Below are 25,750 nucleotides of genomic sequence, written 5' to 3' on the forward strand. Positions count from 1 at the left end.
CCGGGGGAGAGAGATGAATCGTTCGTCCGTCATACGCAGAGCAGTGCTCGCCGTCGCCGCGGTGGCGCTCGTCGCCGGCTGCAAGGCCGAGGCCGTGGGTGCGGGAGGGGGCGGGGGCGGGTCGGTGAGCCCGAGCACGTCGTCCTCGGCGCCCGCGCCCTCCACGAGCCCGACGACGGACGACAAGCCGTCCTCCTCGCCCACTGCCTCCCCCACCCCCTCCCCCACGCAGCCGGCCGCCAAGGTCCTGATGAAGGACGGCGACGAGAGCGCCCAGGTGCGTGAGCTGCAGGCGCGGCTGCGCCAGATCGGGTACTTCGACCGCGCCCCCACCGGCTTCTACGGCACGATCACCGGGAACGCCGTCAAGGCGTTCCAGAAGAAGCGGGAGCTGCCGCAGACCGGCTCGGTGGACGAGATCACCTGGCAGCGGCTGCTCGCGATGACGAAGAAGCCGACGGCCGACGAGCTGAAGCCGTCCACCTCCAACAAGCTGGACACGCCCGACCCGCGCTGCATGACCGGCCGGGTGCTGTGCATCAGCAAGGAGACGCGGACGCTGGCCTGGATGATCGACGGCAAGGTCGTCTCGTCGATGGACGTCCGCTTCGGCTCGGAGAACACCCCGACCCGCGAGGGCGAGTTCAAGGTGGACAGCAAGAGGCGGGACTGGGTGTCGACGCTCTACCACACGCCCATGCCGTACTCGATGTTCTTCAGCCGTGGCCAGGCGGTGCACTACTCGGCCGACTTCGCGGCCCGGGGCTACAACGGGGCCTCGCACGGCTGCGTGAACGTCCGGGACAAGGCGAAGCTCGCGGCGGTCTTCGACCAGGTGAACGTCGGCGACAAGGTCGTCGTCCACTGGTAGGAGCGGGGAGAGAAGAAAGGGGGCGCGGGTGGGACCGGGGGAACGTGTCCCACCCGCGCCGGGTGCGCGGAGCCGAAGGTACGGGGGGAACCCCGGCTCTCTGCGCGGCCGATGACCAGTCGGCTCACTATGTACTGCGCCGACGGGCCGAAAAGTGTCACACCCTGCGTGTCGCACGTTCCGCGAGGTGCTCGTGGAGCTGTGTCAGGCCTGGTTCCGGGCGCGGTCGGAGCCCTTGTCGCGACCGGTGGTCGGGGCGTCGGACCGCGTGTCGGCCGACCGCTTTTCGCCGGTGCGCTTGTCGCTCGAACGCGTGTCGCCGGACCGCGTGTCGCCGGACCGCGTGTCGCCGCGGCGCTGGCCGCCGCGGCCGCCCTGGCCGCCGGCACCCGAGGAGGAGCCTGAGCCCGCTCGTTCGCCTTCGTCGGAGGAGCCGCTGTCGCCCTTGCCGTCACCCGTGTCGCCCGAGGTGGCGCCGCCGGACGGCGCGCGGGTCGAGCCACCGGACACGGCGCCGGTCGCGGAGCCCGTCGAGCCGGCGGCCAGGACGCGGTCGCAGAACTGCCGTACGGTCTCGTCCTTGCGCGCCGAGTCCGCGAGGCGGCGCCGGGCGCTGTCGTCGATGCGTCCGGCCCGGTAGTCCTGGCAGGCCTTGATCGTGAGGGTGCTGAAGGCCGGGTCGTCCTTGCCGGCCTTGTCGGAGGGGATCGCGCTCGTCCCCGGCTCCGGGGTCCCGCCGGTCTCGCCGCCGGAACCGCCCGCGGGCGTGGACGGGGACGCCGAGGGGGACACACCGGGAGACACGCCGTCGCCGCTCGGGGGCACCGAGGGCGTAGCCGTGCCGAAGCCGTCCTCCGGAGACCCGGAGTCGTTCGGGTCGGGGGTGTCCAGGGCCGACACGGAGCCGGCCGGAGCGGGACGGTCCGAGTCGAAGGGCAGCATGCCCGACCCGGAGGCGACGGCGACGCCGCCGACCGCGACCGCGGCGACCGCCGCGGCCAGTCCGAACCGCAGCGAGCGTCCCCACCGCCGGGCGGCGGTCACCGGTGCGAGCCGCACCCCGCCGAGCTCGGCGGCGGCGGAGGCCCGCGGAGAAGAAGGGGAGGTGGCGAGGCCACGCTCGGCCGTGGCCTTGCGGAAGGCGGCCAGAGCCGCCGCCTCACCGGGAAGTTCGGCCTCCGCCACCTGCGCGAGGGGCTCGAAACGGGCCGACGCGAGGACCTCGGCGAGGCGTTCGGCCTGCACGCGGGCATGGTCGCCGACGACCTCGACCGGCTCGCCGCGCAGCAGTCGCTCCGCGGCCTCCGGGTCGAGCCATTCGTACCGCTCGTCGGCCATCACATGTCCTTCTGCGTCCGCGCACGCGATTGCGTCACACCACCGGGGGCCGGGGCCCCCGGGCCGCGACCGCGTTGCGGTGGTACGCCCCCGAGTGCGGCGATCGCGCCGTCGCCCTCGGCTCCGAGGAGTTCGGCGAGCCGCTTGAGACCGCGGTGTGCCGCTGTCCGTACCGCGCCGGGACGCTTTCCCAGCGTGTCGGCGGCGCTCTTGGCGTCCAGGCCGACCACGACCCGCAGCACCACGGCCTCGGCCTGGTCCTGCGGCAGTTGGGCGATCAGATTCATGGTGTGGCCGGTGGCCAGTGCTTCCAGGGCCTCGTCCGCGGTGTCGGATTCGGCCGGTTTGTCGGTGAGTTCGGTCTCGTCGCCGCTCGCGGCGGGACGTCTGCCCCGCATCCGGATGTGGTCGAGCGCCCGGTTGCGGGCGATACGGGCCGCCCAGCCCCGGAACCGGTCGGCGTCGCCGCTGAAGCGGTCGAGGTCGCGCGCGATCTGGAGCCAGGACTCCGACGCGACGTCCTCGGCGTCGGCGTCACCGACGAGTGTGCGTATGTAGCCCAGCAGCCGGGGATGCACGGCGCGGTACACAGAACGGAAGGCGTCCTCGTCCCCGTTCTGCGCAGCGAGCACCGCGGCCGTCAGCTCCGCGTCGTCCCCCAGCACTCCCCACCCTGTTCGTCATCGCGGCTGGTCATCGCCGCCGCACCGCCCGGCGCACAGCAGAACGCTACGTCCTTACCTGTCACCGCGTCCATGTTCGTCCGGACTTTGTGCAACCTGCAACCTTCCGGGGACGCCATGCGGTGTGACAGAAAACGCATGCGCGGCGCTGATAGGAGTACGGGGCCGTGCTGCGGCCCCGGCGGACGGCGACCGGGGCCTCTCCTGTGGGGGGTGGCGGCCCCGGTCGTCGCCCCGGTTTTGCCGCTCTGACCTGGGGCGATGTACGGAATCGGTAACCAGCGCCACATCGCAGGGCGACTTCCTGGCCGATCCGCCAGGCCGTCTTCGTACGCGGCCGGTCCGATCCGATGCCGGCCGCTCAATCGCCGGATCTCTGCCCCCGGCCCGGCAGCTGGGGTGTCTTGGCGGCCTCGGCCTCGGCCTTCGCGTCGCTCACCACGGCGGCGGCCTGCTTGGCGACCTCATCAGCAGCCGCGGCGGCGTCGAGCGAAAGCGACGGCCCTGCCTGGAGCTCCGGCGCCCCGCCTTCGTCCGACGCGCCGTCGGCACCGGTAGTGGTCGCCTCCTGCGGTTGCGCGACTCCGGGAAGGCCCATCGTCGAGTGATCGCCGAACGCGCGAGTGACGCTGCGAACCGCCTCGGTCAGCTCCCCCGGGATCACCCAGAACGTGTTGTTGTCGCTCTTCGCCAAGTGCGGGAGCGTCTCCAGGTACTTGTAGGCAAGGATCTTCGGGTCGGCATTGTTGCGATGAACGGCCTGGAAGACGCGCTCCACCGCCTTCGCCTCGCCGTCCGCCCGCAGGATCATGGCTTGTTGTGTGCCCTGTGCTTCCAGGATGTCCTTCTGCTTCGTGCCCTCGGCGGTGAGGATCTTGGCTTGCCGTTCCCCTTCGGCGTGCAGGATGGCCGCGCGCTTGTCACGCTCGGCCCGCATCTGCTTCTCCATCGCCTCCTGGATGGTGTGCGGTGGATCGATGGCCTTGATCTCGACGCGGTTGACCTTGATGCCCCACTTGCCGGTGGCGTCGTCGAGGACGGTGCGGAGGCGGGCGTTGATCTCCTCACGCGAGGTGAGCGTCTCCTCCAGGTCCATGGAGCCGATGACGTTCCTCAGCGTGGTCACGGTGAGCTGATCGATCGCCTGCAGGTAGTCGGCGACCTCGTAGGCCGCTGCCCGCGGGTCGGTGATCTGGTAGTAGAGCACCGTGTCGATGTTCACCACGAGGTTGTCCTCGGTGATCACCGGCTTGGGGTCGGACGAGTACACCTGCTCGCGCACGTCGAGTTTGGTGTTGACGCGGTCCGCCACCGGCACGACGAAGTTCAGGCCGGGTTGCAGCGTCCGCCGGTACCGGCCGAACCGCTCGATGTTGTAGCGGCGCGCCTGCGGGACGATCCGCACCGTGGAAGCCACGAGGAAGACAACGACGATCGCCGCGACAAGAATCGGGATGACAACCGGATCCACAATTCCTCCGTTGGGATGTGTTCGGACGTTTCATGGAAGGAGTTCGCGGGGGTAGACGACAGCCGTCGCACCTTCGATTTCCATGACATCCACCAGCGCTCCCACCGGGATCACGTGGCCTTCGTCGAGGGCACGGGCGGACCATTCTTCGCCGGATACCTTGATCAGGCCGCCGGTCGCGGTGACCTCCCGCATGACCTCGGCCCGCTTGCCGATCAGCGCGTCGCTGCCCTCACGTGCGAGGGGTGCCTGTGCCATATGCCGCAGCGCGACAGGACGGACGAGGACGAGGCCCGCTGCCGCCGCCACCCCGAGCGCCACGAGCTGGCCGAGAAGGCCGATGCCCACACCGGCGACGACAGCGGCGACCAGTGCGGCGCCCGCCAGCAACCCGAAGACCAGGGTCAGGGTGAAAAACTCCGCGACACCAAGCACCCCGGCGGCGAGCAGCCAAACGAACCAAGGCATCGAGTCAGCCTCCTCTCGGGGATTTACCCAAGAACCAATCCCCCGGAACCAGGACAGAAGGGACTCATCCGGCCCGGTCCGCGAGCACATGCTCGTTGCTCCGCTCCTCCGCCGAAAGCGGGGGAGTGCGAGAACGGGTCTCACGGACTCGCAGGCAGCTCCAAACCGGAGCAGTGCTCGCGCCTGACCTGGTCCTTCGCGAACGCGGCAACGTACTCGCGCAGCAGGACGCGCTGCTCGTGCTGCTCGGCCTCGGTCGGAGGCTCGTCCTTCTTGTCCTGCTCGCGCTCCTCGCGGGGGCGGCTGTCGTAGCCCCAGTGCGCGGCGAAGCCGACCTTCTCGCCGTCGCACCGGGCCACGGCCCACGCTCTGTCCTGGGTCAGTGCGGGCTTCCAGGGGCCGGCGCCCATCGGCAGCGGGTCGGGGCCGGAGCCCATCTCGCGTACGTTCGTGCCCCAGTCCCCACGCCAACGGGTGAGCTCGACGAGCGGTCGGCCCCGCCCGTCACCGCGGTACGAGTCGTCGCCCTTCGGCGCGTACAGGGTGCACCGTCCGACGATCCCGCCCTCCGCGATGGCGATGCGCACCTCCCCGTCGCGTCCTTCCGCCGGGACGCGGGTGGTGGCGAGCGCGTCGCAGGCGGTGCCCTTCGCGTCCGCGCGGGACACGAACCGGCCGGTGTCCGGGACCGCACCGTCCTTCGGTGCGGGCAGCGGCCGGCCACCACAACCGAGCTTCGCGGTCACCGTGTTCGTCATCCGTACCGCGAGCCGCAGCATGGCGGCCTTCTCCTCGCGGGTCTCAGCGAAGTAGGTCCACGTGGTCACCAGGAGTCGGTGGTCCTCCCCGAGCGGGGCCTTGACGCCATTCGGGCACTCGGGCATGAGGAAGACCCGGCTGTGCTGGTCTTCGAATCCGGGCAGACCGCCCGGCAACACCGCGTGCGGCGGATAGTAGACCCCGACGAACCGCAACTCATCGTCGCGGGCCGCTCCGGGCGGGTAGGAGTCCACCGCGACCACGACCTTGTCCGCGTCGCTCTTCAGCACGCAGTGGTACTCGCCGAGGTCCGCGTCGAAGGACTCCCGTTCCGAGCCGAGCCGTACGTCAGTCCGTACCGTCTTCAGGTCACCACCGGGCAATGCGCCCCCGCACGCCTCACGTGCCAGCCACCAGTCCTTCACCGGCGCCCGGACCGAGAACCCGACGATGACCAGTACGAGCCCCGTACAGGCCACGCTCCACAGCCACTTACGGCGCCGCGGTGCCCAATCCCCCATGTGTTCCCCCGCTATCCCGATCGCCACGTCCGCAACAGGGCAACCAGCCTTCCATGCGCCGTGCGTCCACATCCCAACGGGTCAGGCGACGCCGCCCGGTGCTGCCCACGCGTGGACATGGCCGCCTCCACAGAGTCGCGACGCAGGTTCGGCCGCTTGCTGCCGCCCGCCGTTCAGGGACGCTGCCCCCGTTCCGTCGGACGCCTCGTGTCCTGGCCCTCGGTCTTCTCCTGGCCCGGGGCCGTCTCCCTGGCCAGGGGTGCGCAGGACGCGGCGACGGCCTCGGGAACGTCCGCCTCGGCGCCTCGTTCCCGCGCCGCGAGTGCCGCCCGGCACCGCGCCTCCTCCGCCCGCGCCTCCTCGTCCCTGGCCACCTGGTCGCGGCGCGCGGCGCCCGCGTCGGGGCCGTCCGTCGCGCCGGGGGCGGCCGGGGTTCCGCGGGTCGTGCCGGGCGCGCCGGAGGGCCCCGGGGCGTCGGGGGTCTCGGGGTGTTCCAGGGTCCGGCCGGGTTCCGGTGCGGGCGCGCCGCGGTCGAGCGTCCCGGCCGCCGCGACGGCGACGCCGCCGAGCAGCACGGTCGCGGCAACCCCGAAGGCGGTGGTCCGCAGGGCCCCGCGCCACCGTCCCCGTACCGCGACCGGCCGCCAGTCGTCGCGCCGTCTGGTGCGACGCGCGGTGTGCCCCGCTCCGTACCGGGCCGCCCGGAACGCCTCGCGCGCCCGCGCCTCGCCGGCCTCGCCGCCACCCTGCTCACGGCAGAGCGCCGCGCGCAGCGCCGTACTCAGCTCGGCGTCCTGCTCGGTGGCCGGCGCGTCGCCGGTTCCGGCGGCGGGGTCCGCCTTCGTGGCCCGTTCCCGTGTCATGTCCCGTCCTTCCGCCGTCGCGGCGGCTCCGCGGCGGCGAGCAGCCCCGCCAGTCTTCTCAGCCCCCGGTGGCCCGCCGTGCGGACCGCCCCGGGGCGCTTGCCCAGGACACGGGCCGTCGCCGGTCCGTCCAGGCCGACCACGACCCGCAGCAGCACGGCCTCGGCCTGGTCCCGCGGCAGGCGGCGGACCAGGGCGAGCGCCTGCTCCGTCGAGAGGGTCTCCAGGGCCGCGGCCGCCGTGTCGTGGCCGCCGGGCAGCTCCAGGACGTCCTGTTCCAGTAAAGAGGTCCGGGGCCGTCGCCGCTGCCGGCGCAGATGGTCCAGCGCCCGGTTGCGGGCGATCGCCGCGGTCCAGCCCCGGAAGCCGGCGCCGTCGCCGCGGAAGCGTCCCAGGTCGCGGGCGATCTCCAGCCAGGCCTCGGAGGCGACGTCCTCGGCGTCCTCCCCGACCAGGCCCCGTACATAGCCCAGCAGTCCCGGCTGCACGAGGCGGTAGGCCTGCGCGAAGGCGTCCTCGTCGCCGCCCTGCGCGCGCTCGACAAGGATCCCCAGTTCCGCGTCGTACGCGCCCACGCTTCCCTCTTCGTACCGACTCCGCACCGAGCCCCGTGCCCCATGCCCCCCTGAGGCAGGGCGCCGCGCGCCATACCCCTTCGTTCAGCGCACGGACCCCCGGAAACGTCACAGGCTCACAGGCAGCGCACAGGGGTCCTGGCCCGCCCGTGCAGCAGGAGGTAGAAGCGCTGTACGGATTCTTCGGGGCCGGTCTCGAACCGGTTGACGACCTTGCCGAGCGGGTTCCAGGCACGGCCGTCGGGCATCCGTATCCCGACGGCCTGGCCGAAGAACTCCCGCTGCCCCTCGTCGAAGTCCACCCAGTGCGCCCCGGCCCGCCGCACGATCACCTCGCCGGTGTACGCGCCGAGGCCCTGGAGGACCTCGTCGACCCTGGCCCGGTCGGGCTGGTCGCGGCGCAGTCCGTCGACGATCAGGTCGACGAGGCGGAGGCTGGCGACGGAGTAGTCGAGCGGCAGCCGGCTCCTGCGCGAGAGCCGGTCGACGAAGTGGGCCACGTAGGCGCGCATGCCGTCGGCGCAGGGCAGGGCGGACGGCGGAACGGACGGCAGGGCGGAGGGCAGGGCGGAGGGCACGGTCGGCGCGTGGTCGGATTCCCGGTGCATGCCCAACAAAGCGACGTGAGGGGCGCGAGTGTCACAGGTGACGGGAGTGGTACTGGTCACACCACCCGTCACGTTCGCGGGTCGGCGGACCAGCGCCAGGACGTGAGCATGCCGACCGGGCGCACTGTCAACCAATGGTTGACAGTGAGGGACTGTCAACCTAGGGTTGCACTCATGACGAACCCAGTCGGCATGACCAACCCCGTCCGGCTCGACGACCTCATCGAAGCGATCAAGAAGACCCACACCGACGCGCTCGACCAGCTCTCCGACGCGGTCATCGCGGCGGACCACCTCGGCGACGTGGCCGACCATCTGATCGGCCACTTCGTGGACCAGGCGCGGCGCTCGGGAGCCTCCTGGACCGACATCGGCAGGAGCATGGGCGTCACGCGGCAGGCGGCCCAGAAGCGATTCGTCCCGAAGGAACCCGACGCGGAGAAGATGGACCCGAACGCCGGGTTCAGCCGGTTCACCCCCCGCGCCAGGAACGTCGTCATGGCCGCCCACAACGAGGCCAAGGCCGCCCGCAGCGCCGAGACCACCCCGGGTCACCTGGCGCTGGGCCTGCTGGCCGAGCCCGAGGGGCTCGCGGCGCTCTGGATCGCCTCGCGGGAGGTGACCCCCGAGCAGCTGCGCGAGGCCGTCACGGCGACGCTGCCGCCGGCGGTGGAGGAGCCGCCGGCGCTCGTCCCGTACGACGCGGCGGCGAAGAAGGTCCTGGAGCTGACGTTCCGCGAGGCGCTCCGGCTCGGCCACAACCACGTCGGCACGGAGCACATCCTGCTGGCACTGCTGGAGCACGAGGACGGGCAGGGGGTCCTGACGGGCCTGGGCCTGGACAAGGCGCGGGCGGAGACGGACATCGCGGAGACGATCGCGCAGATCACGGTGAGCCCGAAGGAGTGACGCGAAACGGCCGGGGGCCGCCGAGAAGGGGGCGCCCGGCCGCTCGTGCACAGAGGCACGTATCGGACTGTCAGTGTCAGTACGTATCGGACCGTCAGGCGGTACGTGCCCGGCGGGAGACCACGGCGCGCAGCACCCGGCCGCCCTCCGTGGACAGTTCTCGGGCCCGGCGCAGACCGGTCGGGCCGTGGGTCACCGATTCGAGGACGGTGTGCTGCCGGCGCAGCTCCCCGGCGAGCAGCGGGCCCGCGCCGTCCGCGTCCCCGGCCTGGCAGCGTTCCACGAGCTCGGCCGCGCCGCCCGCGCCGTCGTAACGGCCGTGCAGGGCGAGCGCGGTGGCGGAGCATCCGGAGGCCCACTCCCGCAGCGGTCCCTCGGCCCACTCGGCGGGCGCGGCGCCCAGCATCTCGCGTACGAGCCGGGCGGCCTCGTCGTCCCCGGCGTCACCGTCCAGCTCGACGCGGGCCTTGGCGACCGCCTCGCCCCACGCCCCACCGTCACCTCGGGCCACCGCCGCCCACACGGGCCGCAGCGCCTCGCCTCCGTCGGGCGCGAGCAGCGGCAGACACCGGTCCAGGCACGCGAGCCCGGCGGCGGCCAGGCTCCGCTCGTCGGCCCGGTCGATCAGTTCCAGCAGGCTCATGGAGGCCTCCCGTTGCGGACGGTTTTCTTCCACTTACTGCGCCGCTTGGCGTGATTACGTCACTGTGCGGCCGGAATCATGCCAGTGGCCTTGTGGTGCTGCATAGAGGTCAGGCGGCGGACGAACAGGATCGCGAGGACGGCCGCGACGATGTCCAGGGCGAAGGCGACGAGCGACCAGTACGCCGCCGCGGCAAGCGCGTCGCCCGTCTCGGCCCTGTCGTACAGCCGCGCGGCGATCCGGTCCACCACCGTGCCGGCGACCCAGAACGTCCACCAGCAGTTGAGCAGCGTCAGCTCCCGCTTCCCGTCGGCGGCGTACGGCTGCAGGCGGCTGGCCCGCCAGATGTCCGCGGCGATCCCGCGCGGGATCCACAGGTTGGCGATCGGGATGAACCAGCCGCCGATGGCCCACCCCTGACCCCGGCTCTGCAGGTCGCCGGCCCACACCTCGGCGTTCTTCCGCAGCCGGTGGAACCAGACGATGAAGACGATCGCGGTCGCCACGTACAGCGTGAAACCCATGCCGTACGCCACGTTCAGGTCGACGCTCCCGAACACGGCCGGGTCGAAGGAGACCGCCGTGTAGTCGGTGAGCAGGAGGCGGATGTCGAACACGGCCAGCAGGACGTCGAAGACGATGTTGGCGCCGAGCAAGGACACCACGGCGTACGAAAGGCCGTTCGGATTGCGGAGCATGGTGAGGCAGATCCCCCAGGGATGAAAACGCGCCCCTCCCCGAGGCGCCGAGGCGGCCCAGCGGCCACCGTGGAGGGGAACGTACGCGAACCGGAGCAACCGCGTCCACGCCTCATCCGCCGGTCAGCTCATCCACCGGTCAGCTCATCCACCGGTCAGCTCATCCGCCGGTCAGCCGCGCACCTTCGCCGCGAGCGCCTGGAACGCCGCCCAGCTCATCGCCGGCTTCCGCTCGTCCCACAGTTTCTGCGCCGTCGCCGTCAGCGGCATCCGGATCCCGGCGGCCACCTGCGCCTGCGTCTGCGCGTTCGACAGATCGCACCAGACCGCGAACCGGCCGCCCAGGATCTGCGGCCCGTACCGCGCCGGGACGGGGGTCGTGCCGCGCAGCACCAGCGGGGTCCACTGCTCGTAGATGCGGCGGCCGGTGGGGTACGTGAACTGGTTCGGCTCACCGAGGACGTAATAGAGGTACTCGTCGTTGAGGTTCACGACCTTGCGGCCCTCGGCCAGATAACCCGTGGGCGTGCGGGCGCCGATCTCCTTGCCCGTCCAGTACTCGACCTCGATACGGCTGTCGGCGTTCACGAGCCCGCCGCGGAAGAACCCGTCGTTCCACGCCTTGGCCGTCTTGCCGGCCGCCCGCACCACGGCGGCGCGGTCGTTCAGCCAGCCCTCCGCGAGGTCCTCGATCCCGGCCTGCGCGCCGTACTTCTGGCGGGCCGCCTGCGCGAGCTGCGGATACGAGGCGGCCGGGTCGCGCACGGTCAGCGCCTGGTACTCGTCGGCGCCGAGGTGCATCCAGCCGCCGGGGAACAGCTCCGCGTACTCCCGCAGCAGGTCGTCCACGATCCGCGCGGACGCCGGCTTGGAGATGTCGATCGCGCCCCGTCGCGGGACGCCCGCGACACTGCGCAGCTGGAGGTCCGGGTGGGCCCGCAGGACCGCGCCGAGGTGGCCCGGCGAGTCGATCTCGGGCACGACCGTGATGTGCAGACTCCGCGCGAGCGCGATGATCCGGCGCACCTCGGCCTTGCTGAGGTGATCGGCGGAGACGACCTCCGGGTGACTGTCGGAGGCGATCCGGAAGCCCTGGTCGTCGGTGAAGTGCAGGCCGAACTGGTTGAGCTTGAGATCGGCCATCTCGCGCAGCCGGGCCTCGATCCAGGCCGCGGTGAAGTGCTTGCGGGCGGTGTCGACCTGGAGGCCGCGCTGCGGCTTCGCGGGCCCGTCCTCCACCACTCCCTCCGGCATGGCGCCCGATCCCTTGACGGACTGCTTGAGGGTGCGCGTGCCGTAGAAGACCCCCGCCTCGTCGGGGCCGGTGATGCGGACCCGGTTGTCGCGGGTGGTGAGCGTGTACGACTCGGCGGCGCCCTTCCCGCCGAGCGCCAGCTCCACATCGCCCGCGCGGGCGGGGACGGCCCCCCGGTACGCGATCTTCAGCTCGCCCGCGAGCAGCCGCGCCTCGTCCGCGAGCGCCCCGCTGCCCGGGGCGACGACGACGCCGGCCTCGGGCACGGGCCGCCAGCCCGGTCCGCGGGCCGGCTCGTGGGAGCGGACGGCGGGGACGGTGAGCGGGGCGGTGGAGAGCGGATACGTCCGGGTCGGCGTCGGGCTCGGCGTCGGGGCCGCGCTCGTCGGCGCGCCGCTGACGGCGGACGGCGGGGAGGGCGAGGACGGCGAGGAGGGCGAACCCGCTCCGGAGGGGGAACCGTTCGAACAGGCCGTCACGGTGGCCAGTGCCACCGCGGCCGCGAGGAGGGTGGGGCCCGCGTGGGGCCCTCGTATGACGTACCGCATCACTCGGCATCCTCCCTCAGGGAGTCGGACAGGGCCATTCGGGGCACTCGCGCCGACACCGGAACGTCACTCACGCGTTCCGAAACTCTCCCTTCCGGGTGAAATTCGCGCATCCGTCGGACAGTCCCCACTCCCCGTCGATAACGTTGTGTCACACCCACCCCACCTTTCCCGGAGTCCACGCTGACCAGCGACACCCGTGCCACTTCCCGGACCCTGGGCTCCACCGACACCCCGGCCATACCTGCCCAGCAGGGCGCGGCCCGGCACCTCGCCGGGCTCGTGCGCTTCAACGCGGCCCGGGCCGACGCCGCGGAGTCGCTCCTGCTCGGCTGCTGCGCGAGCCCTCGCTGGGCCGAACGGGTGAGCGCGCACCGCCCGTACCCGACCCTCGACGCGCTGCTCGCCGCCGCCGACGAGGCCTCGTACGACCTGTCCCGCGCGGAGCTGGACGAGGCGCTGGCCGCGGAGTGCGCCGCCGCCCCGCACCCCGACGCCCCGGCGGCGGCCCTCACCGCGCTGCGCGCCGCCCACGCCGCGTACGAGAGCCGCTTCGGGCGCGCCTTCGTGATCTGCCTGGACGACGTACGGCCCGACGAGCGGCTCGACCACGCCCTGGCGCGGATCCGGTCACGGCTCGGCAACGAGCCGGAGGAGGAGCGGGTGGTGGCCGCCGACGAGCTGCGCCGGCTGACCCGCGCCCGCCTCACGTTCGGGATCGTCGCCTTGTGATTCCGTCCGGAATGCGGCGATTCCCGCCCAGGCGATAGCCCGTCCGTGCCTCTTTGATCACACCTATGGACCCCGCGCGAGCGAACCGACAACTCGTCGCTACGATGACCAGGGCCGGTGGACCGTACCCGGCCGGGTCAGACCGACATCGAAGCCGGCCGACCCTGATCCCCGCTCCCGGAGGGTTTTTCCGTGCCGGCTGGAACGCTGTACCGCGGCCGGGAAGGAATGTGGTCCTGGGTGGCTCATCGAGTCACCGGCGTCCTCATCTTCTTCTTCCTGTTCGTACACGTGCTGGACACCGCTCTCGTCCGCGTCTCCCCCGAGGCCTACGACGAAGTGGTCGCCACGTACAAGACGCCGATCGTCGCACTCCTCGAGTACGGCCTGGTCGCCGCCATCCTCTTCCACGCGCTGAACGGCCTGCGGGTCGTCGCCGTGGACTTCTGGTCCAAGGGCCCGCGCTACCAGAAGCAGATGCTCTGGACCGTCGTGGGCATCTGGGTCGTGCTGATGGCGGGCTCCATCTACCCCGTCCTCGGCCACGCCGCACGTGAACTGTTCGGGAGCTGACGCCAGACATGTCTGCTGACACCACTTCCGCGATCGGTCCCGTCGAGGGCGCCTCCTACGACGTGGACAACCCGGCCCCGTACATCGAGGCCCCCCGCAAGCGCACCGGCAAGACGCCCAAGGCGACCCGAGGCAACTTCGAGATGGCCGCGTGGCTCTTCATGCGCCTCTCGGGCATCGTCCTCGTCGTCCTGGTCCTCGGCCACCTGCTGATCCAGCTCTTCCTCGACGGCGGCGTCTCCAAGATCGGCTTCGCCTTCGTGGCCGGCCGCTGGGCGTCCCCGTTCTGGCAGGTCTGGGACCTGCTGATGCTCTGGCTCGCCATGCTGCACGGCGCCAACGGTCTCCGCACGGTCATCAACGACTACGCGGAGCGGGCCAACACGCGCCTGTGGCTCAAGGGCCTGCTGTACACCGCCACGGTGTTCACCATCCTTCTGGGCACGCTGGTGATCTTCACCTTCGACCCGAACATCCGCTAGGCACGGGGCTGAGGTAATCCACGTCATGAAGATCCACAAGTACGACACCGTCATCGTCGGCGCCGGCGGCGCCGGCATGCGCGCCGCCATCGAGGCGACGAAGCGCAGCCGCACCGCCGTGCTGACGAAGCTCTACCCCACCCGCTCCCACACGGGCGCCGCGCAGGGCGGCATGGCCGCCGCGCTGGCCAACGTGGAGGAGGACAACTGGGAGTGGCACACCTTCGACACGGTCAAGGGCGGTGACTACCTGGTCGACCAGGACGCCGCCGAGATCCTGGCGAAGGAGGCCATCGACGCCGTCCTCGACCTGGAGAAGATGGGCCTGCCGTTCAACCGGACCCCGAACGGCACCATCGACCAGCGCCGCTTCGGCGGTCACTCCCGCAACCACGGCGAGGCCCCGGTCCGCCGGTCCTGCTACGCCGCGGACCGCACCGGTCACATGATCCTCCAGACGCTGTACCAGAACTGCGTCAAGGAGGGCGTGGAGTTCTTCAACGAGTTCTACGTCCTGGACCAGCTGATCACCGAGGTCGACGGCGTCAAGAAGTCCGCCGGTGTGGTCGCGTACGAGCTGGCCACCGGCGAGATCCACATCTTCCAGGCCAAGGCCGTGATCTACGCCTCCGGCGGCACGGGCAAGTTCTTCAAGGTGACCTCCAACGCGCACACGCTGACGGGTGACGGCCAGGCGGCCTGCTACCGCCGCGGTCTGCCGCTGGAGGACATGGAGTTCTTCCAGTTCCACCCGACGGGCATCTGGCGCATGGGCATCCTGCTGACGGAGGGCGCCCGTGGTGAGGGCGGCATCCTCCGCAACAAGGACGGCGAGCGCTTCATGGAGAAGTACGCGCCGGTCATGAAGGACCTCGCGTCCCGTGACGTCGTCTCGCGCTCCATCTACACGGAGATCCGCGAGGGCCGCGGCTGCGGTCCCGAGGGCGACCACGTCTACCTGGACCTGACGCACCTTCCGCCGGAGCAGCTCGACGCCAAGCTCCCGGACATCACCGAGTTCGCCCGTACGTACCTCGGCATCGAGCCGTACACGGACCCGATCCCGATCCAGCCCACCGCGCACTACGCCATGGGCGGCATCCCGACCAACGTCGAGGGTGAGGTCCTGGCGGACAACACCACCGTCGTCCCGGGTCTGTACGCGGCCGGCGAGGTCGCCTGCGTGTCGGTGCACGGCGCCAACCGTCTGGGCACCAACTCGCTGCTCGACATCAACGTCTTCGGCAAGCGCGCCGGTATCGCGGCCGCCGAGTACTCCGCGAAGTCCGACTACGTCGAGCTGCCGGAGAACCCGGCGACGTTCGTCGAGGAGCAGGTCGAGCGGCTGCGCAACTCCACGGGCAACGAGCGGGTGGCCGACATCCGCCGTGAGCTGCAGGAGACGATGGACGCCAACGTGATGGTGTTCCGCACCGAGCAGACGATCAAGACGGCCGTCGAGAAGATCGCCGAGCTGCGCGAGCGCTACCTCAACGTCTCCATCCAGGACAAGGGCAAGCGCTTCAACACGGACCTCCTCGAGGCCATCGAGCTGGGCAACCTGCTCGACCTGGCCGAGGTCATGGCCGTCTCGGCCCTGGCGCGCAAGGAGTCCCGCGGCGGTCACTACCGCGAGGACTACCCGAACCGCGACGACGTCAACTTCATGCGCCACACCATGGCGTACCGCGAGGTCGGCGACGACGGCTCCGAGACCGTCCGTCTCGACTACAAGCCGGTCGTCCAGACCCGCTACCAGCCGATGGAGCGTAAGTACTGATGGCTACCCCCGTACTGGACAAGGTCGAGGCGGAGTCCGCCGCCTCCCCGTACATCACGGTCACCTTCCGCATCCGCCGCTTCAACCCCGAGGTCTCGGACGCGGCGGTCTGGGAGGACTTCCAGATCGAGATCGACCCGAAGGAGCGCGTGCTCGACGGTCTCCACAAGATCAAGTGGGACGTCGACGGCTCGCTGACCTTCCGTCGCTCGTGCGCGCACGGCATCTGCGGCTCGGACGCGATGCGGATCAACGGCAAGAACAGGCTCGCCTGCAAGACGCTGATCAAGGACATCAACCCCGAGAAGCCGATCACCGTCGAGGCCATCAAGGGCCTCACTGTGATGAAGGACCTCGTGGTCGACATGGAGCCCTTCTTCCAGGCGTACCGGGACGTCATGCCGTTCCTGGTCACCAAGGGCAACGAGCCGACGCGTGAGCGTCTGCAGTCGGCCGAGGACCGCGAGCGTTTCGACGACACCACCAAGTGCATCCTGTGCGCCGCGTGCACGTCGTCCTGCCCGGTCTTCTGGAACGACGGCCAGTACTTCGGCCCGGCCGCGATCGTCAACGCGCACCGCTTCATCTTCGACTCGCGTGACGAGGCGGGCGAGCAGCGTCTGGAGATCCTGAACGACAAGGACGGCGTGTGGCGTTGCCGCACGACGTTCAACTGCACGGACGCGTGCCCGCGTGGCATCGAGGTCACGAAGGCGATCCAGGAAGTGAAGCGCGCGCTGATCACGCGTCGCTTCTGACACCTGGTCACAGCGGGGAAGCCCGCTTCTGTACGCTCGGCGTGCAGAAGCGGGCTTCGTCGTTGTGGAGAGCGGGGATTGATGAGCGAGCCGAACCCTTACAAGGATGGCCCTGACTACCAGTGGGGGCCGGATCAGCAGGCGGGGGCGCCCGGTTACGGGTATCCGCATCCGCAGGCGGGAGGCTACGAGCCGACCGTCGCGGGCGGTGTGCCGGTGCCGCCGCAGTATCCGCCCGCGCCGGCCGGGGCGGCGCCCCTGCTGACGCTCGGGGACATCACGATCGTCGGGGACCAGATCATCACGCCGGCCGGGGCGATGCCCCTGAAGGGCGCGGTGTGGAACGCGATGGACATGTCGCGGACCGAGGAGAAGATCCCGACGGTCGCGATCGTGCTGGCGATCATCTTCGCCCTGCTGTGCCTGATCGGTCTGCTGTTCCTGCTGATGAAGGAGAAGCAGACGACCGGCTTCATCCAGGTCACGGTGACCAGCGGGGGCCGGCACCACGCGACGATGATTCCGGCGACCGGGCCGGACACGATGCACCGGGTGATGGGGCAGCTCAACTACGCGCGCTCGCTGAGCGTGTGACGTAGGGGGCGTACCAGGGTTCGGTCAGGGGCGTCCCCGATGGCCGGGGCGGCGGGGGCGCGGGAGCCTTGATCCATGACGAACTCACGGATCAGCACGGCGCGTTGGGCGGTGGCGGTCGCCGTCGCGGCGGGCGCCGCACTCGTCGGCGTGATCGGGGCGACGGTCCCGGCAGCCGCCACCACACCGGTGCCGGTGACGGTGCCGGCTTCGGTGGCGGCTTCTTCGGTGGCCGTCCGCGCGCACGGCAGGGTCGACCCGGTCGCCCTGCGTGGCGCCCTCGCCGGCCTGCCCGACGCCTATGTGCGCGGGGCGATGGTCAAGGTCTCCGGGCGTGAGGGGCGGTGGAGCGGGACCGCCGGGGAGTGGACGGGGCCCGTGGACGCGCGGTTCGCGGTCGGCAGTGTCACCAAGGTCTTCACCGGCGCCGTCGCGCTCCAACTCGTCGGCGAGGGCCGCCTGTCCCTGGACGACACCGTCCAGGAGCTCCTGCCGGGACTGCTGCCCGCCTCGTACGAGCCCATCACCGTCGGGCAGCTGCTCAGCCACACCAGCGGCCTGCAGAAGCCGGAGTGTGTCCGGGCCGGCACGCCGGTGGAGGTGGTGACCTCCGCGGTGTCGTGCGGGAGCCCGACGACGCCGGGAAAGGCCGTCCAGTACAACGGCGTCAACTACTTCCTCGCGGGCCTCGTCGTCGAGAAGGTGACGGGCCGGACGTACGGCGAGGAGCTCCGCGACCGGGTCCTGCGCCCCCTCGGTCTGCGGCACACCTCCCTGCCCGCCGACGACTGGGCCTGGGCCGAGGGCGGGCTGGTGTCCACCGCCCCCGATCTGACCCGCTTCATGAACGCGCTGATACGGGGCGTGCTGCTGCGCCCCGCCGAGCAGAGGCTGCTGTTCACCACCCCGCCCGTGCCGGGCGCGAGCTTCAGCTACGGCGGCCTGACGCACACGCGGCTGCCCGGCGGCGGGCCGCTGGTCTGGGGCAAGACGGGGTCCAACCGGGGTTACGCGAGCGGGGTGTTCGCCACTCCCGACCTGGACCGTGTCCTGGTGTACTCCACGCTTCCGACCGGGCAGGACGCCGACCAGGAGCTGGACCGGATCCTGCGGATAGCCAGGGCCGCGTTCCAGGGGCACGCGTAGGCGAGCGGGCGCCCGTCAGCCGTGCCAGGCCTTCGTGGCGCCCGGCTCCTCGGGCTCCTCGGGCTCCTCGGGCTCCTCGGCGACGACCATGATCCGGCGGAGCATGTCGTTGAGCAGGGTCCGCTCCTCCTCGTCGAGGACGCCGAGCAGGCGGTACTCCTCGTGACCGAGGACGTCCATCGCGCCGAGCCAGGTCTCGCGGCCGGAGGCGGTGAGTTCGACGACGACCCGGCGGCGGTCGGTCGTGGACTGGGTGCGGCGGACGAAGCCTCGCTTCTCCAGGGCGTCCAGGCGGCCGGTGACCGAGGCGGGGGCGAGGTCGAGGTCCTGGGCCAGCTCGGAGGGGGCGGCGCTGCCGCCGCGGCCGGCGAGCTTGTGGAGGGTGTCGAACTCGTGGCGTTCCAGGTCGAAGTCGACCAGGGACTGTTCACGCACCCGGCGCAGATGGACGGAGAGCTTCTTCATGCGGGTGACCGCGCCCTCCACGACGGGGTCGAGGCCGGGCAGGACGGGCTGCCAGCGGGCCACGTGCTCGTCGGTCCAGTCCCGCTGCGTCGGCCCCGTGGGCTCGGTCGACTCCATGGGTCGATCGTACGTCGGCACCCAGAATCCTTCGCTCCCGAATAATTCGTTGACGAATTATTCGGTGCCGAAATACCCTCCGAGTCATGCCTGCCGCTCCTTCCGACACGGCGTCCGTGTCCGCGCCCAAGCCCACACCCCCGCCCGTCCCCCACCCGCTGCGCACCCGCTCCTTCCGGCTGCTGTTCACCGGCCGCGCGCTCTCGCTCCTGGGCGACGCGGTCATCCCGCCCGCCCTCGCCATCGCCGTCTGGCAGGCCACCGGTTCGACCTCCGCGCTCGCGCTCGTCCTGGCCTGCGCGATGGTCCCCAAGCTGCTCCTGCTGCCGGTCGGCGGGGTGATTGGCGACCGTTTCAACGCCCGTACGGTCGCCCTGACGACCGATCTCGTCCGCTGCGCCACCCAACTCCTCGTCGGTGTCCAGTTGCTGAGCGGTGAGCCGTCCCTCTGGCTCATCGCCGGCGCCGAGGTCGTGGGCGGCGCGGCCGGCGCGTTCTCGATGCCGGCCGGCTCCCCGCTGATCAAGGGAACGGTGGCCCCCGAGGCGCTCCAGCGCGCCAACGCCGCGATGGGCGTGGCCCAGAGCGCCACCCGCCTCGGCGGGCCCGCCCTCGCCGGCGCGCTGATCTGGACGGCGGGCGCGGGCTGGGCGTTCGTCCTGGACGCTGCCACCTTCGCGCTCAGCGCCGCACTCCTGCTCGCCGTACGGGTCGTCCGCGTGCCGATCCCCCGCCGCTCCCTGCGCGCCGACCTCAAGGAGGGCTGGCGGGAGGTCAGGTCCCGTGACTGGTACTGGACCAGCCTCATCGGCCACAGCGCCTGGAACGGGGCCGCCGCCGTCCTGATGACCCTCGGCCCGGCGATCGCGCTCACCCGGCTCGGCGGCACGGCGGTCTGGGTGGCGTTCCTCCAGGTGGGCGCGGTGGGCTTCCTCCTGGGCGCCCTGCTCGCCGACCGCCTGCGCCCCCGGCGCCCCGTCCTGACGGCAAACCTCGGCCTCGCCGCCTACGCCCTGCCCCTGCTGCTCCTGGCCGCATCCGCCCCCGCGCCGGTCACCATCGCCGCGTACGGGATCGCCCAGGCCGGTCTCGGCTTCCTCTCCCCCGTCTGGGAGACCGCCGTCCAGCAGGCGATCCCCGCCCACGCCCTGGCCCGCGTCACCTCCTACGACTGGCTGCTCTCCCTGGCCGCCATGCCGCTGGGCTACGCCCTCGCCCCGATCGCCGCCTCCGCGTGGGGCCCGGAGGTCCCGCTGGTCGCCGCCGCGGTGATCGTGGGCGGCTGCTGCCTGGGGACGGCCCTGGTGCCGGGGGTACGGAGGTTCACGGCCGAACGCTGAGCCCGGGCACGGGCGTTGTCAGTGGGGCCGCCTACCGTCGTACGCATGGTGGAGACGACGGGCCTGGAGAGCGGGCTGGACGCGGCGGGGCGGCGGGAGAGCGCGCTGCTGCTGCATCGGCGGATGTGCCGGCATCCGGACACCGCCGTCGAGCGGGCGCTCGCGCGGCTGTCCACGCAGCGGCTCGGCTGGTCGACGGCGGAGGCGGACGTGCTGCTCGGGCGGCTCGTGGGCCCGGATGCCGCCGTCGCGCCGCACGAGCTGCACGCGTCGTTCCCGGCGCTCGTGCCGATCGCCCTGGCGGCGGCCGAGCAGGCCGAGGAGTTCGACCGGCCCCGGATGCGCGCGCTGCGCCGGGCGGCCGAGGAACTCCGTGACGCCGGGAGCGACGAGTACGCGGGGATACGGGACCGGATCGACGCGCTGCTGCGCCGCGAGACGCCCGTCGTCGAGGGCCGGCTGCCCCACCATGTGCTCGACACGCTGGACGCGTACGGCCCGGCGATGCGGGCCGCCCACGCGGAGCTGCTCGCGGGCCGGGGCGTGGCCGCGTTCCTCGCGCACTGCGCGCTCGTGGACAAGGTGAAGGCCACCCGGGCGTGGCGCAGACGGGCCTCGGCGCTCCTGGCGGAGACCGAGGCCGGTGTCGAGCTGGTGCGGCGGCTGTTGGAGGGGATCGCCGCCCAGCCCGAACACCAGGTGCCCGACCTGAACGTCTGGAACACGCGCAGCACGAACATCGCGGGCGAGACCAACACCTGCCTGGTGCGAGGGCTGCTGTGGGCGGCGCTCGACCTGGACGCGGACTGGGCGGTCCCGCTGACCGGCGCCGTCGCGCTCCACGCCGGCACCGCGCCCGGCGGCTCGGGCGGCTCCGGCGGCTCCGGCGGCTCCTGCCGTAGCCGGCCGCTGGCCTCCACGGCCGTGGCCGTGCTCGGCGCGTTCGAGGGCCCGCGGGGCGAGCAGGCCGTCCAGTGGCTCGGGCGCGTCAGGGAGAAGACGCGCAGCCGGACGATCCTCAACGCGGCCGCCAGGGCGCTGGAGGCCGGCTAGCGCGGGGTCAGGACGCGCGGACGCCGGCGGCCGTAGCGGCTCCCTCGCCGCCCGCCTCGGTCAGGAACTCGACGAGCAGCCCCGCCGTCTCCTCCGGGCGCTCCAGGGCGGGGAGATGGCCCGCCCAGTCCAGGTGGAGATGCTGGGCGTCCGGCAGGGCGGCGGCGAGCCGCTTGGCGATCTCCTGGAAGTCGCCGACGTCATGGGCGCCGGAGACGACCAGGACGGGCACGTCGATCCGGGCGAGGTCGGCCGGTCCGACGCCCGCGCCGACCGGGTCGAACTCCTCCGGCGCGGCGAGCTGTACGTCGAAGGCGCGCCGCTGCATCTCCCGTACCCGCTCACGCGTGGTGGCGTCGGCCTCCGGGCCCAGCCAGAAGTCCACGTTGAGGTCGACGGCCGCCGCGATCTCGCCGGCGTCCAGGAGCGCGTCCTCGCGCTCGTCGAAGGCCTCCAGCTCGGCGCTCGGCTCGTGGCCGGGCACCGCGGGACACAGCAGCGCGAGGGCGGAGACCCGCTCGGGGTGCAGCACGGCGAGCTCCAGGGCGACCTTGCCGCCGAAGGAGGAGCCGACGAGGGCGGCCCGTTCGACGCCGAGGGCGTCGAGGAGTGCGCGGACGTCCTCGGCGTGGGTGTGCGGGGCGTCGACGGGGGTGTCGCCGAAGCCGCGGAGGTCGCAGCGCACCACGCGCTGTCCGGCGTCCGCCAGGGCCGCGAACTGCCCGTCCCACATCCTCCGGTCACACACGCCGGAGTGGAGCAGGACGACGGTCGAGGGGCCTTCACCGGCCAGGTCATGAGAGAGCGTCACCCGCCCGACCCTACGCGGCGGTGACGGACGTCGCCTGCCCTTTTCGGGCAGCACCGACCCCCACTTGAACATGTTCAAACGAGGGTCTACAGTCATGACCGCCAGCTTTTGAACGTGTTCAAGGGAGGGTGGGGCATGGACCTCACTGTCGTCGCGTACATCGTCTACCTGCTGATCGCCGTGGCCCTGACCATCTGGGTCGCCCGTACGCTCAGCCGCAACGGAAGGATCTTCCTCGCCGACGTCCTGCACGGAAACGAGAAGCTCGCCGAAGCCGTGAACCACCTCCTGGTGGTGGGCTTCTACCTCGTCAACTTCGGCTTCGTCGCCCTCTACCTCAGCCAGGACGAGGCCGTCGCCGACGCCCGGGCGCTCTTCGAGGCCCTCTCGGTCAAGCTCGGCGTGGTCCTCCTCGTCCTCGGCGTGATGCACCTGGGCAACGTCTACGTCCTCAACAAGATCCGCCGCCGGGGCGTGATGGAGCGCGAGCAGGTCCCGCCGGTGCCCCCGCAGGGCTGGACCAAGGAGGACGGCCGCGGCGGCCCCTGGGCACCGCCCGCGACCGGCGCCGGCGCCGGGGCGTGAGCCGGCCATGACGACGCCGGCCGGACGACCCGTCACGCCCGTACGCCGCCTGACCGTGCTGTACGACGCCGACTGCTCGCTCTGTGTCCATCTGCGGCACTGGCTCCTGCGGCAGCGCCAGCTCGTCCCGCTCGACCTCGTCCCGGCCGCCTCCCAGGAGGCCCGCCGCCGCTTCCCCGGCCTCGACCACGAGTCCACCCTGAAGGAGATCACCGTGATCGGGGACCGGGGACAGATCTACCGCGGAGCCTCCGCCTGGATCGTCTGCCTCTGGGCCCTGGCCGACCACCGGCCCAAGGCCCACTGGCTGGCCACCCCGGCCGGGCAGCCGTTCGCCCGGGCGACCGTCCTCGCCGCCGCCAAGTGGCGCGAGGCGGTCAAGGCCTACGGACCGGCCTGCGAGGACGGGACGTGTGAGCTCCCCGGCGCGCCCGGCTAGGCTCGGGGACTGTGAAGGACGTGAAGGAAGTGCAGCCCGCCGAGCCCGCCGAGCCCGCCGCCGACGGGGCGAAGGCCCCGGCCAAGGCCGCGAAGAGCGAACAGACCCGCACGCTCATCCTCGAGACCGCCCTCCGGCTCTTCAAGGAGCGCGGTTACGACAAGACGACGATGCGGGCGATCGCCCAGGAGGCCGGGGTCTCCGTCGGCAACGCGTACTACTACTTCGCCTCCAAGGAACACCTCGTCCAGGGCTTCTACCACCAGATCGCCGAGGCCCACCAGGCGGCCGTCGCGGGCATCCTCGACAGCGACGAGAAGGACCTCACGGCCCGCATCCGCGGGGTCCTGCTCGGCTGGCTCGACATCGCCGAGCCGTACCACGAGTTCGCGGCCCAGTTCTTCAAGAACGCGGCCGATCCGGACAGTCCACTCAGCCCCTTCTCCCCCGAGTCGGAGGGCCCGCGCGAGGCCGCGATCGACGTCCACCGCCGGGTGATCTCCGGCGCCTCGGTCAAGATCGACCCCGAACTGGCCGAGCCGCTGCCGCAGTTGCTGTGGCTTCAGCAGATGGGCCTGGTGCTGTTCTGGGTGTACGACCGCTCCGAGGGATGCGCCAACAGCCGCCGGCTCGTGGAGCGCCTCGCGCCGGTCACCGCCCGGGCGATCTCGCTCTCCCGCTTCCGGCTGCTGCGCCCTCTGGTCCGCGAGACGCACGACCTCCTCGCCGACTTCATGCCGACGGCGGCGGGCATGGCGGCCTCCGGCAAGCCCAAGCGTGCGGTGCCGAAGTCCTCCGGGAAGAAGAAGACCGAACCGGAGTCCTGAACCGGCGGACACCGCGGGCCTGGCCCTGACACCAGGGACCTGACGCCGAGGGGCCCCGAGCCGAACGCACCGGCTCGGGGCCCCTCGCGTCAGGAGCCACCTAGATCCAGCCGAGCTCCCAGAGCCGCCAGATGCCCGTGCCGTCGGTGAGGTACTGCGACCCGGCGACCTCCTCCGTCGCCAGCACGTAGTCCTTCTTCTGCCACAGCGGCACCAGCGGGACGTCGGCGGCGACCTCCTCCTGGATGGCCTCGAAGTCGTTGGCGGCGGCGGCGCGGTCGCTGTACTGCTGCGTGGCGTAGATCAGCGAGTCGATCTTCAGGCTCTTGAACCCGTTGTGCATGGCGTTGTCGGAGCCGACGAGCGGGGCGGTGAAGCTGTCGGAGTCGGGGAAGTCGGGGAGCCAGCCGACGGGGTACGCGTCGTAGTCGCCCTTCACGTACGCCTTCTGGAAGTCCTTCCACTCCGCCTCGGCGAGCTTGACCTTGAACAGGCCGGTCTTCTCCAGCTGCCGCTTCAGCTCGGCCGCCTCGGCGGCGTAGGTGGCGTCCTTGCGGTAGCCGAGGGTGAAGCTCACCGGGGTCTCGACGTCGGCGTCCTCGAGGAGGCTCTCGGCCTTCTTCGTGGACGGCTCCGGGTAGGCGTCGTAGAAGGACGTGCTGTGGCCGTTGAAGCCCTGCGGGATGAGGGAGTACAGCGGCTCGACCGTGCCGTGGTAGGCGCCGGTGACGATCGCCGGACGGTCGATGACGGCGGCGACGGCCTGCCGGACCGCCTTCTTCGCCATCACCGAGCCGGACTTCACGTTGAAGTACAGATTGCGGATCTCGGCGGTCTGCGCCTCGGTGATCCGGACGGAGTCCGTGCTGCTTCCCACCGTGGAGAGGAACTCCGGCGGCATCTGCCGGTGGGTGACGTCGATCACCTTGGTCTTCCAGGCGGCGGCGAGCTGCTCGGACTCGGTGAAGTACTTCACCTCGACCGGGCCGCCGACCTTGCCGATCGAGCCCCTGTACGCCGGGTTGGGCTCCAGGCGCGCGCGCTCGCCCGGCTTGTACGCCTTGAGGATGTACGGCCCCGAGCCGTCGACCGTGGTGTCCTCGCGCAGCTGCTTGGCCGGGTACTTGGTGCGGTCGACGATCGAGCCGGCGCCGGTGGCGAGCTTCAGCGGGAAGGTCGCGTCACGGCTGTTCAGGTTGAAGGTGACCGTCTGGCCGTCGGCCACGACGCTCTTGAGGGTCTGGAAGAGCGGGGCCGGGCCGACGTCGGCGTTGATGCTCACCATCCGCTCGATGGAGTACTTGACGTCCTCGCCGGTGACCTTGCGGCCGCTCACGAAGGTGAGGTCGTCGCGCACCTCGCACCGGTACGCGGTGAGCTTGGCCCCGATGAACTTGCAGCTCTCGGCGGCGTCGGGGACGGGCGTGGTGAAGCCGGGCTTGAAGGTCAGCAGCGACTGGAAGACATTGCTGTACATCGCCCAGGAGCCCGCGTCGTAGGCACCGGCCGGGTCGAGGGAGGTGACCTCGTCGGTGGTGCCGACGGTGATGGCGTCGGTCCGGACGTCGTCGGAGGGCAGGAGCTGCCAGCCCCCCACGCCGGCGGCCACCAGAACTCCACAAGTGATGAGGATCCGCAGACGGACCGTCGACCGCATCGCCGTGCTTCCTTTTTTCGAGCCCACCCCTGCCGCGACGGCCTCCAGCCATGCCGCGATGGCGCCACCCAATCACACCCATTTCACAAGTGGAAGAGTAAACCTTCACACTGCAGGTATATGTCCCGGGATAGGGGACTTCGGGTGACTGAGCAGCACGTATCGGACCCGGAGCGGTGAG

Annotated in this window: 28 protein-coding genes; 14 read left to right on the plus strand and 14 right to left on the minus strand. The window is 71.5% G+C overall.

Going from position 1 to position 25,750, the window contains the following annotated elements:
* Positions 1 to 13: 13 nt before the first annotated feature.
* Positions 14 to 871: a L,D-transpeptidase family protein gene (locus FDM97_RS30855; RefSeq protein WP_137993772.1), complete on the plus strand. Its 858-nt coding sequence runs from the start codon at positions 14 to 16 to the stop codon at positions 869 to 871.
* A gap of 204 nt (positions 872 to 1,075) precedes the next feature.
* Here FDM97_RS30855 and FDM97_RS30860 read toward each other — a convergent pair whose 3' ends face one another.
* From FDM97_RS30860 to FDM97_RS30895, 8 genes are all read right to left on the minus strand, one after another.
* Positions 1,076 to 2,209: a hypothetical protein gene (locus FDM97_RS30860; RefSeq protein ID WP_137993773.1), complete on the minus strand. Its 1,134-nt coding sequence runs from the start codon at positions 2,207 to 2,209 to the stop codon at positions 1,076 to 1,078.
* The gene (locus FDM97_RS30865; RefSeq protein ID WP_137993774.1) at positions 2,209 to 2,874 is read right to left on the minus strand and encodes an RNA polymerase sigma factor; all 666 of its coding nucleotides are present in this window, start codon (positions 2,872 to 2,874) and stop codon (positions 2,209 to 2,211) included. Before FDM97_RS30865 ends, FDM97_RS30860 begins: the two co-directional genes overlap by 1 nt.
* Before the next feature lie 379 nt (positions 2,875 to 3,253).
* The gene (locus tag FDM97_RS30870; RefSeq protein WP_137993775.1) at positions 3,254 to 4,363 is read right to left on the minus strand and encodes an SPFH domain-containing protein; all 1,110 of its coding nucleotides are present in this window, start codon (positions 4,361 to 4,363) and stop codon (positions 3,254 to 3,256) included.
* Positions 4,364 to 4,393: 30 nt separating this feature from the next.
* Complete coding sequence (locus tag FDM97_RS30875) at positions 4,394 to 4,831, minus strand: NfeD family protein (protein WP_137993776.1); 438 nt, start codon at positions 4,829 to 4,831, stop codon at positions 4,394 to 4,396.
* 140 nt (positions 4,832 to 4,971) lie between these two features.
* Positions 4,972 to 6,111, minus strand: coding sequence for a hypothetical protein (locus FDM97_RS30880; RefSeq protein ID WP_137993777.1), 1,140 nt, complete (start codon positions 6,109 to 6,111; stop codon positions 4,972 to 4,974).
* A gap of 173 nt (positions 6,112 to 6,284) precedes the next feature.
* A complete protein-coding gene (locus FDM97_RS30885) occupies positions 6,285 to 6,974 on the minus strand; it encodes a hypothetical protein (protein WP_137993778.1) in 690 nt (229 codons plus the stop codon).
* Positions 6,971 to 7,549: an RNA polymerase sigma factor gene (locus tag FDM97_RS30890; RefSeq protein ID WP_137993780.1), complete on the minus strand. Its 579-nt coding sequence runs from the start codon at positions 7,547 to 7,549 to the stop codon at positions 6,971 to 6,973. The genes FDM97_RS30885 and FDM97_RS30890 overlap by 4 nt, the downstream gene beginning before the upstream one ends.
* A gap of 116 nt (positions 7,550 to 7,665) precedes the next feature.
* Positions 7,666 to 8,061 (minus strand): hypothetical protein, encoded by a 396-nt coding sequence (locus tag FDM97_RS30895; RefSeq protein ID WP_137995130.1) that lies wholly within the window; start codon positions 8,059 to 8,061, stop codon positions 7,666 to 7,668.
* 270 nt (positions 8,062 to 8,331) lie between these two features.
* Here FDM97_RS30895 and FDM97_RS30900 point away from each other — a divergent pair, with 270 nt between their 5' ends.
* Positions 8,332 to 9,066, plus strand: a complete 735-nt coding sequence (locus tag FDM97_RS30900) for a Clp protease N-terminal domain-containing protein (protein WP_137993781.1) — start codon at positions 8,332 to 8,334, stop codon at positions 9,064 to 9,066.
* Between the two features lie 94 nt (positions 9,067 to 9,160).
* On the opposite strand, the gene FDM97_RS30905 is transcribed toward FDM97_RS30900, so the two are convergent.
* The 3 genes from FDM97_RS30905 to FDM97_RS30915 form a co-directional block, all read right to left on the minus strand.
* Positions 9,161 to 9,709: a hypothetical protein gene (locus FDM97_RS30905; RefSeq protein ID WP_137993782.1), complete on the minus strand. Its 549-nt coding sequence runs from the start codon at positions 9,707 to 9,709 to the stop codon at positions 9,161 to 9,163.
* Between the two features lie 59 nt (positions 9,710 to 9,768).
* Entirely contained in the window at positions 9,769 to 10,407 is a 639-nt protein-coding gene (locus tag FDM97_RS30910; protein ID WP_137993783.1) for a DUF4328 domain-containing protein, read from the minus strand.
* Positions 10,408 to 10,578: 171 nt separating this feature from the next.
* A complete protein-coding gene (locus FDM97_RS30915) occupies positions 10,579 to 12,210 on the minus strand; it encodes a beta-N-acetylhexosaminidase (protein ID WP_137993784.1) in 1,632 nt (543 codons plus the stop codon).
* A 216-nt stretch (positions 12,211 to 12,426) separates the two neighbouring features.
* Here FDM97_RS30915 and FDM97_RS30920 point away from each other — a divergent pair, with 216 nt between their 5' ends.
* The 7 genes from FDM97_RS30920 (at position 12,427) to FDM97_RS30950 (ending at position 18,275) form a co-directional block, all read left to right on the plus strand.
* On the plus strand, positions 12,427 to 12,942 hold the full coding sequence (locus FDM97_RS30920; protein ID WP_137993786.1) for a 2-oxo-4-hydroxy-4-carboxy-5-ureidoimidazoline decarboxylase: 516 nt from the start codon (positions 12,427 to 12,429) through the stop codon (positions 12,940 to 12,942).
* 192 nt (positions 12,943 to 13,134) lie between these two features.
* The gene (gene sdhC / locus FDM97_RS30925) at positions 13,135 to 13,515 is read left to right on the plus strand and encodes a succinate dehydrogenase, cytochrome b556 subunit (RefSeq protein WP_137993788.1); all 381 of its coding nucleotides are present in this window, start codon (positions 13,135 to 13,137) and stop codon (positions 13,513 to 13,515) included.
* A gap of 8 nt (positions 13,516 to 13,523) precedes the next feature.
* The gene (locus FDM97_RS30930) at positions 13,524 to 13,997 is read left to right on the plus strand and encodes a succinate dehydrogenase hydrophobic membrane anchor subunit (protein ID WP_137993790.1); all 474 of its coding nucleotides are present in this window, start codon (positions 13,524 to 13,526) and stop codon (positions 13,995 to 13,997) included.
* A 25-nt stretch (positions 13,998 to 14,022) separates the two neighbouring features.
* On the plus strand, positions 14,023 to 15,777 hold the full coding sequence (gene sdhA, locus FDM97_RS30935) for a succinate dehydrogenase flavoprotein subunit (protein ID WP_137993792.1): 1,755 nt from the start codon (positions 14,023 to 14,025) through the stop codon (positions 15,775 to 15,777).
* A complete protein-coding gene (locus tag FDM97_RS30940) occupies positions 15,777 to 16,535 on the plus strand; it encodes a succinate dehydrogenase iron-sulfur subunit (protein ID WP_137993793.1) in 759 nt (252 codons plus the stop codon). The genes sdhA and FDM97_RS30940 overlap by 1 nt, the downstream gene beginning before the upstream one ends.
* Positions 16,536 to 16,616: 81 nt before the next feature.
* Positions 16,617 to 17,129: a hypothetical protein gene (locus tag FDM97_RS30945; RefSeq protein WP_137993794.1), complete on the plus strand. Its 513-nt coding sequence runs from the start codon at positions 16,617 to 16,619 to the stop codon at positions 17,127 to 17,129.
* A gap of 75 nt (positions 17,130 to 17,204) precedes the next feature.
* Entirely contained in the window at positions 17,205 to 18,275 is a 1,071-nt protein-coding gene (locus tag FDM97_RS30950) for a serine hydrolase domain-containing protein (protein ID WP_137993795.1), read from the plus strand.
* A 15-nt stretch (positions 18,276 to 18,290) separates the two neighbouring features.
* Here the strand turns inward: FDM97_RS30950 and FDM97_RS30955 are convergent, their stop codons facing one another.
* Positions 18,291 to 18,857 carry a MarR family winged helix-turn-helix transcriptional regulator gene (locus FDM97_RS30955; protein WP_137993796.1) on the minus strand — a complete coding sequence of 189 codons (567 nt, stop codon included), beginning with the start codon at positions 18,855 to 18,857 and terminating at the stop codon, positions 18,291 to 18,293.
* Between the two features lie 86 nt (positions 18,858 to 18,943).
* Here FDM97_RS30955 and FDM97_RS30960 point away from each other — a divergent pair, with 86 nt between their 5' ends.
* Positions 18,944 to 20,197, plus strand: coding sequence for an MFS transporter (locus tag FDM97_RS30960; protein WP_137993798.1), 1,254 nt, complete (start codon positions 18,944 to 18,946; stop codon positions 20,195 to 20,197).
* Positions 20,198 to 20,242: 45 nt separating this feature from the next.
* On the plus strand, positions 20,243 to 21,250 hold the full coding sequence (locus FDM97_RS30965; protein WP_137993799.1) for a hypothetical protein: 1,008 nt from the start codon (positions 20,243 to 20,245) through the stop codon (positions 21,248 to 21,250).
* A gap of 7 nt (positions 21,251 to 21,257) precedes the next feature.
* On the opposite strand, the gene FDM97_RS30970 is transcribed toward FDM97_RS30965, so the two are convergent.
* Complete coding sequence (locus FDM97_RS30970; protein WP_175439297.1) at positions 21,258 to 22,061, minus strand: alpha/beta fold hydrolase; 804 nt, start codon at positions 22,059 to 22,061, stop codon at positions 21,258 to 21,260.
* Between the two features lie 135 nt (positions 22,062 to 22,196).
* On the opposite strand from FDM97_RS30970, the gene FDM97_RS30975 reads away from it, so the two are divergent.
* Genes FDM97_RS30975 through FDM97_RS30985 form a run of 3 tightly spaced genes read left to right on the plus strand, consistent with a single transcriptional unit; the run spans position 22,197 to position 23,912 of the window.
* Positions 22,197 to 22,646, plus strand: a complete 450-nt coding sequence (locus FDM97_RS30975) for a hypothetical protein (protein ID WP_137993800.1) — start codon at positions 22,197 to 22,199, stop codon at positions 22,644 to 22,646.
* 7 nt (positions 22,647 to 22,653) lie between these two features.
* Complete coding sequence (locus FDM97_RS30980; protein WP_137993801.1) at positions 22,654 to 23,085, plus strand: thiol-disulfide oxidoreductase DCC family protein; 432 nt, start codon at positions 22,654 to 22,656, stop codon at positions 23,083 to 23,085.
* 11 nt (positions 23,086 to 23,096) lie between these two features.
* Positions 23,097 to 23,912 (plus strand): TetR/AcrR family transcriptional regulator, encoded by an 816-nt coding sequence (locus FDM97_RS30985; RefSeq protein ID WP_432816263.1) that lies wholly within the window; start codon positions 23,097 to 23,099, stop codon positions 23,910 to 23,912.
* 100 nt (positions 23,913 to 24,012) lie between these two features.
* Here the strand turns inward: FDM97_RS30985 and FDM97_RS30990 are convergent, their stop codons facing one another.
* A complete protein-coding gene (locus FDM97_RS30990) occupies positions 24,013 to 25,569 on the minus strand; it encodes an ABC transporter substrate-binding protein (RefSeq protein ID WP_137993803.1) in 1,557 nt (518 codons plus the stop codon).
* Positions 25,570 to 25,750 lie beyond the last annotated feature (181 nt).

It is taken from the genome of Streptomyces vilmorinianum (genome assembly GCF_005517195.1).
Lineage (GTDB): Bacteria > Actinomycetota > Actinomycetes > Streptomycetales > Streptomycetaceae > Streptomyces > Streptomyces vilmorinianum.